The organism is Mycobacterium gordonae (assembly GCF_001417955.2).
Lineage (GTDB): Bacteria > Actinomycetota > Actinomycetes > Mycobacteriales > Mycobacteriaceae > Mycobacterium > Mycobacterium gordonae_B.
This window is the reverse complement of sequence record NZ_LKTM01000081.1, coordinates 1-6,035: the sequence shown is the minus strand read 5'-3', so window position 1 is coordinate 6,035 and position 6,035 is coordinate 1. Positions and strand designations below refer to the sequence as shown.

General features: G+C 71.5%; 1 protein-coding gene and 1 pseudogene. Both read right to left on the bottom strand.

Features of this window, described 5'->3' with window-relative positions:
* A partial coding sequence (locus tag AO501_RS09620; RefSeq protein WP_055577506.1) for a PPE family protein occupies positions 1–2,138 on the bottom strand: 2,138 nt, incomplete at its 3' end.
* Between the two features lie 81 nt (positions 2,139–2,219).
* Positions 2,220–6,035, bottom strand: a pseudogene (locus tag AO501_RS40130) (PE family protein); the annotation flags it as partial.

Sequence of the window (6,035 nt, the reverse complement as noted above, 5' to 3'; positions counted from 1 at the left end):
GCACCCAGCCCCATGTTCTGCCACCCCGAACTGCCCGCACCGGTGTTGAAGAACCCCGAGGAACCGCCCGAGCCGCTGTTGAAGAATCCCGACGACGGGGTAGCCGTCGTGTTGCCGAAGCCCATGCCCACCGGGATCGAGAACAACGGAATATCGATCGGGCCGATGGTGCCGACAATGCCCCCGTATGTGGTGTATCCCGGAGCGCCGAGTGTGAAGTGCAGCCGTGGTCCGCTGATCGTGATACTCGGAACGTCGATGGGACCGATGGTGCCGGAGGTGTTGCTGAGAGTGCCCAGGTTGAGCACCCCGATGTTCCACGGCTGCGTGGTGATGTCGAATGTGCCACCGGCGATCGTCGTATTCACCGGGAATCGCATGCCGAAGTCCACGGGAATCTGGTTGATGTGGACCGAGTAGGAAACGCTGGTCGCGCCTTGGGCGTCGCCGCGCACGAACATCCCGACGTTCATGTTGCCGGAGTTGCCGATGCCGGTGTTGATGTCCCCGGAGTTACCGATACCGGTGTTGAGGTTGCCGGTATTGAACCAGCCGGTGTTGGTGTCCCCACCGTTGAAGTCACCGCTGTTGAAGCTGCCCTCGTTGAAACTTCCGGTGTTGTAGCTGCCCCGGTTACCGATACCGGTATTGAAATTGCCCGGATTGAACAGACCGGTGTTGGCGGTGCCGGAGTTGCCGATACCGGTGTTGTAACTGCCGGTATTGAACAACCCGGAGTTGCCCACGCCCGCATTCAAGATGCCGCGCAGGTCAACACCGGAGTTGCCGATCCCGATATTGCCGTTACCGGTGTTGCCGAATCCGATGTTGTTATCCCCGGTGTTACCGAACCCGATATTGCCGGTACCGGTATTGCCGAAGGCGTCGGTGGTGGCTGCGGCAACAGCCGCCAACGGACCGCCACCGGTATAGCCGGCGCTCAGGCTCTGCAGCAGGCTGCTCAGCTGCACACCGCCGCCCGAGCTCAGCACGGTGCGCACCAGGCCGTTCAAGCCGCCGCTGTTCACCACCGCCGTCGAATTCAGCACGCTGGTCACCAGACTGCCCGCGCCCGGGTTCTCCAACACCGCGTTGACAGCGCTGGTCAGCACAGGGCTGTTCGCGACGGTGTGCACGGCCTGACTGACCACCTGGCTACTGAGTACGTTGGTCAGCGCCGCCGTGAAGTTGGGATTGCTGAGCAGGCCCGTCACCCACTTGGTCAAACCGGGGCTGCTGAGCGCCGTGGTCACCAAACCAGTCACATTCGGCGAGCCGACGACCTGGGTGAGCAGGCTCTCCCAGCCGCCGACGCTGAGCTGACGACCCCACGAACCACCGAAGGACCCGAAGCCACGACCGGAGGACGCAGCCGACGCGAGCGCGCCGCTACCCGTGCCACCCCAGCCGAGGGCTTGCAGCTTCAGATTCGCCAGGCCCCCGGTGCCTGCCTGCACACCGCGCAGAATGCTGCCCAGGTCGGCTCCACCGAATTTGATGTTGCCCAGCAAACTACTCAGGTTCCCAGATCCGCCGCGTGCCGCAGCGGCGACGGCGGTCGCGAGGCCCGACGCCTGCGCGGCCACCGCCTTGACCACGCCACCGGCACCGCCCAGGGCCAGAGGCAGCTTCGTGAACGGTGTCAGCGCCGCAGCCGCCGCCGAAGCGCCACCGTGATATCCCAGCATCGCGACGATGTCCTGCGCCCAGAACTCCTCATAAGCCGCCTCCGCGGCCGCGATCGCCGGTGCATTCTGTCCGAAGACGTTGGACAACACCAGCGATACGAACGAATTCCGGTTGCCCGCAATCAATGCCGGATGCACGATCGTGGACCGCGCCGTCTCGTAGGCCGACACCACCACCCGGGCCTGCGACGCCGCCTGCTCGGCCACCGCTCCCGCGGCACTAAGCCACGCCGCGTAGGGGGAGGCCGCCGCACCCATCGCCGCGGCAGCCGGGCCCTGCCAGGCGTCGTTGATCAGCCCCGAGGTCACCCCCTCGAAGAACGACGACGCCGAGCCGAGCTCGGCAGCCAAACCGTCCCACGCCGACGCCACCGACGCCATCGGCGCCGATCCCGCGCCGAGCAACATGTTCAGCGAGTTGATCTCAGGTGGCAAGGTCAGGAAACTCACCGGCTCAATCCTCTTCCTAACATTTCAGACGATCGCTGTTCGACGTGTGTGCAGTAGTACCTGGCGGGCCGGGTTGAGGTGTTACGTGCCGTTGGGACCGTTGATGCCCGCAGTACCTGCGGCGCCGCCCGTACCCGGAGTGCCCGCCGCACCGCCGCCGCCGCCCGTACCGGGGATGCCGTTGGCGCCGTTGCCGCCATCGAGCCCGCCGCCCAGGCCGGTTCCGCCGGTACCGCCAGTGGCGTGGTTGCCACCGGCGCCGCCGTTCGCGCCGTTGCCGGCAGTTCCACCGATGCCGGTGCCCGTCGGGGTGCCGCCACCGCCGCCGGCGCCGCCCTGCCCGCCGTTGCCGGAGTTCCCGGCGTTTCCACCGTTCCCGCCGCCGTTGCCGTCACCGCCGTCGCCGCCGACACCGCCGATGCCGCCCGAGCCGGCTGTGCCGGCATTGCCGCCTTGACCACCATTCTGGTTAGTACCAAGGCCATTGCCGCCCTTGCCGCCGCCACCCGAGGTGCCGCCTGCGCCGGCCTGCCCGCCATTACCACCGGCTGCGCCCGCGGTGGTGGTGGTGCCATTACCGCCGGCACCGCCGGCACCGCCGTTACCGCCCGCACCGCTCGCACCACCATTGCCGCCCAGGCCGCCAGGTTGGCTACCACTGGAACCCTGATTTCCAGTGCCACCGGCACCGCCGGCACCGCCCTTACCGCCGGCGCCACCGTCGCCACCCGCACTCGCCGCGCCGTTGGTTCCGCCGCCGATCGCGGTGCCACCGGACGCGCCAGCGCCACCGGCACCACCCACACCGGCGTTGCCGCCGGCGCCACCGTTGCGTGCGTCGCGGTTAGCGGCCGTGTTGCTGGCTTGCCCATTACCGCCCGTGGTACCGGCACCGCCGTCGCCGGCCACGCCGCCCTTTCCTGCAACACCCGCGGAGCCACCATTCTGGCCATCACCACCGGCACCCGCGTTGCCGCCGGCGCCACCGTTACCGCCGGTACCGCCACCGCCACCGTTGCCACCGGTCGTACCGGTGGCAGCCCCGCCGGTGCCACCCGTGGATCCGATGCCGCCCTGGCCACCGCTACCACCAGCACCACCGTTAGTGGTCGCGGTGCCGGTGCCGCCGGTGCCACCGGTGCCACCGGCCCCACCAGCGGCACCATTACCGCCCGTACCGCCGTTGGTGCGGTTGCCAGTTCCGGTACCACCGGCTCCGGCCGTCCCGGCGTTACCGCCGTTGCCGCCGTTGCCGGCATTACCGGCCGTGCCGTTGTTTCCAAGCGTGGCGGTACCGGCGGCGCCACCGTTGCCGCCGGCGCCACCGTTGCCGCCGGCGCCTGCGTTGCCGCCGGTGCCGGCGGTGCCATTGGCGCCGCTGGAGTTGGCGCCAACAGCACCGTTACCGCCCTGGCCGCCCTTGCCGCCGCTTCCGGCGTTTCCGCCATTACCCGCGTCACCGAGGACGGATCCGCCAGCGCCGCCGGCGCCACCATTTCCGCCCGCGCCGCCGGTGCCGCCGGCGATGCTGGCGCCACCGGTAGTGCCGGTCCCGCCGTTGCCACCGGTGCCGCCGTTGCCGCCGTCACCGTGCGAACCGCCGGCACCACCCTTGCCGCCGCTGCCGCCGGCCGCACCGGTGGTGTTCGCTGCGTTGTCGAAGCCGTTGCCACCGTTACCACCGTGGCCGCTGTTGGGCGCATCGGCGCCGTTTAGGCCGTTGGCGCCGACAGTCGAGCCGGTGCCCGCCGCGCCACCGGTCCCGATGAGGCCTGCGTCACCGCCCCTACCGCCATTGCTGCCGTTGATGACGCCCGCCGTGCCGTTGGCACCGTCGCCGCCGTCACCGCCGAGGCCCGCAGCGCCACCGGCCCCGCCGTCTCCGGCAGCACCCACAGTGCCTGCGGTGGCGGCACCACCGTTACCGCCGGCACCACCCTGGCCGCCGGCACCACCCTTACCACCCGCACCGCCGGCCGTATTCGGGTTCGTCGAGTCGGTGGCATTGCCGCCGGTACCGCCCTGTGCACCAGCGCCACCCGTCCCGCCGGCCCCGCCGTTGCCGGACACCGTGCCGCCGGCACCGCCGTTACCACCGCGACCACCGAAGCCGCCGGCAACTGCGTCGCCGCCATTGCCGCCCGAGCCGACCCCGGCCGCACCGTTCTTACCCGGCAGACCGGCGCCACCGGTGCCGCCGGCGCCACCGTTGCCGCTCTTCCCGGCGTCGCCACCGTCGCCGCCGGCGCCGCCGCCGGCCTGGCCGATACCGCCGGTGCCACCCGCGCCACCGTCACCGGATGTCGCACCGCCAACACCGCCGTGACCACCGGCACCGCCGATACCCAACGGCGATTGGCCGAGGCCACCCGTACCACCGATGCCGCCGGTAGCCGTCGCCCCGCCAGCACCACCGGTGCCACCCGCTCCACCGTTGCCGGCCTGCGCTCCGCTGTCGCCGCCGTGACCGCCGGCGCCACCAGCGCCGCTGCCATCGCCGGCACCGCCGACACCACCGGTACCGCCGTTACCCAGCACACCGCCGGCACCACCGGTGCCACCGACGCCACCGGTTGCGTTGGAGCCCGCTTCAGCAGCGAAGCCCGCACCGCCGTCGCCGCCGTCGCCGCCGAAGGTGGCCGCAGCGCCCGTGCCGCCCTTGGCACCGGCGACGGAGCCGGACCCGCCGTTACCGCCAATCCCTCCGGTACCCGGGTTACCGCCCAGACCACCTGCACTGCCGTCGATGTGGGCTGCGGTGCCCGCGGCGCCGTCGCCGCCGTTCCCGCCGATACCGGCGGCACCACCGTTACCACCGGCGCCACCCACGCCGACAGTTCCCTTCCCAAGTGTCACGCCGCCGCCATTGCCGCCGAGACCACCTTGGCCACCGACACCACCCTGGCCGGCCGCGCCGCCAGCAAGAGTCGGGTCAATCGAGTCGATACCGGCCGCGCCAGTTCCGCCTTTGCCACCGATACCGCCGGCGCCACCGGCACCGCCGTTGCCGGATATGGAGCCACCTTGCCCACCGGCACCACCCTTACCGCCGATGCCGCCGGTGCCACCGGTTTCGAACTCGGCGGCACCCGTGACGCCCTGGGCGCCGTTGCCACCCTTGCCGCCGGCGCCACCGTTACCAACGGCGCCAGCCTGGCCGCCGACGCCACCGTCACCGCCGGCAAGGCCGCTGAGGGTGGGGTCGCTGTAGCCGTTGCCACCGGCGCCACCGTTGCCGCCGCTGGTAGCCGCGGCACCGCCCGCACCGTTGCCGCCGAAGCTCGATCCGACGCCGCCTTGTCCGCCGGCCCCGCCCGTGCCCGGGTTACCGCCGATGCCACCCGCGCTGCCGTTGAAGAGGGCGGCGGTGCCATCGGCGCCTCTGCCGCCGTCGCCGCCGAGGCCGGCCGCCCCACCGGCACCACCGTTACCACCCGCACCCACGTTTCCAAGGGGATTCGGCGCGTTGCCGCCGTTACCCGCGTTACCGCCGACACCGCCGGTGCCGCCTTTACCACCCGTGCCGCCGATCGCCGTCGGATCCGCTGCATTGGCCCCAGTCGCGCCGGTACCGCCTTGCCCGCCGATCCCGCCGTCGCCACCGGTACCGCCGAAGCCGGCGGTTGTTCCGGCTACGCCACCATCACCGCCGCGACCGCCGTTGCCGCCGGTCCCGCCGGCTCCGTCGTTCTGGGTCGGGTCGGTGCCGGTGGCACCGATGGCGCCGTTGCCGCCGGCACCGCCGTCGCCGCCGTTGCCGACAAGACCGCCGGCGCCGCCGCGCCCGCCGTTACCGCCATTGGCGCCCGGGGTTACCGCGTTCCAGCCCGCGCCGCCGGTGCCGCCGTTGCCACCGGTCAGCGGGACCGCACCCGCCGCACCGGAAGCAGCGACGCT